Consider the following 989-nt stretch of genomic DNA (forward strand, 5'->3'; position numbering starts at 1 on the left):
TTCAATTGGACTAAAGGGTCGCGATTGGCGGGAATGTAATTGACCTGAATTGCGTTCCTTTGCGTTGCAGACAGACGATGTTTATTCTCTTCATCTGGATCTTCCATGTCTCCATCAATAACCCAAATACTCTCGTCGACATCACCTAAAGGACTGTAATCAAAGTTCAGACTTGCTTCTAATCGAACCCTAAATATAACTTCGCCGGTGGAGCTAGAAACAGTAAGTCCATTAATTAAGGGAGGAACCGATGGGTTCCCATCTGCATTAGTAAGGGTAAAGATTGCCTCTATACTTAAGTCCCTTTGTGTATTGGGCTCTGCGTCATCCGCAACATGAAAATCAGAAGGAGATATTCCACGCAATGAGTGATCGATTGAGAATAGTTTATTTAGCGCTTCTAACGCGGCACTTTTTCCTGTTCCATTATGGCCTATAAAAGCTGTAAGCTCTGGTTCAAACTCAATTGTTTGAGGATAGTCACAGGAAATGCTTTTGTAGCCAGAAATGGTAATTGTTTTTAGTAACATGGTATCCCTGCTAACTATCGCAAACTGGATATTGCGAGTACTTCCATTGGTCAAAATGCTCTCTTAAGAGCTAAATGCATTCATTGATATTACCATACGGGTTTAGATTGTGTACGGCCAAATCAGATACTTACTTAACAGCCACATCAATCTTATCAATCAAAAACCGCCCGAACTCAGGACTAAGCTCTAACTTATCGCTACCATAATTTATTGACTTCAAATTAAATCCACCAGCCTTCGTAACAGGTATTTGAGGATATAGTTCGTTAAATTCATTAGCGAGACGGTTTCGTTCTAGATCAAATTCCCACCACCTACTACCAAAATCTCTAGAATAGTTCTTCGATTCAATATACCACCCCCACCGTTTTAACCATGGAGCCTTTTCAATTTCCTCAGCGGTTGCAAACTCAGGTCTGCCAGTAGCCCTAAAATAAGATAGTAGTGAGCAAGACC

General features: G+C 40.6%; 2 protein-coding genes. Both read right to left on the reverse strand.

The genetic code is table 11. From position 1 onward, the window contains the following. Window positions 1-584: AAA family ATPase (locus A3729_RS22040; protein WP_197475981.1), on the reverse strand; the 584-nt coding region annotated here is incomplete at its 3' end. 76 nt (window positions 585-660) lie between these two features. Beyond that, a partial coding sequence (locus A3729_RS33325) for a hypothetical protein (RefSeq protein ID WP_197475982.1) occupies window positions 661-989 on the reverse strand: 329 nt, incomplete at its 5' end.

Source organism: Oleiphilus sp. HI0043, from assembly GCF_001634935.1.